Source organism: Methylobrevis albus (assembly GCF_015904235.1).
Lineage (GTDB): Bacteria > Pseudomonadota > Alphaproteobacteria > Rhizobiales > Pleomorphomonadaceae > Methylobrevis_A > Methylobrevis_A albus.
On sequence record NZ_JADZLT010000022.1, the window covers coordinates 1 to 209 of the forward strand.

The window sequence follows — 209 nt, forward strand, 5'->3', positions numbered from 1 at the left end:
GGCCGGACGGCGTCGGCGAAGTGCGCGATGACCGCGGCATCGATGGCGTCGGTCTTGGCGTGCTTGCCCATCGCCTGCGCGAAGCAGCGGACCCGGCTTGGGTTGACCACCGCGACGGGGAGCCCCGCGGCAACGAGACTGGCCGCCGCCACGCTCTCGAAGCCGCCGGTCGCCTCGAGGACGACAAGCAGCGGCGAAAGGGGAAGCAG

The 209-nt window shown here is 72.2% G+C and carries 1 protein-coding gene; it reads right to left on the bottom strand.

What is annotated here, in order from left to right; translation table 11 throughout:
- The coding region (locus I5731_RS00255) for an IS110 family transposase (protein WP_197309347.1) at positions 1–209 on the bottom strand (209 nt) is incomplete at both ends.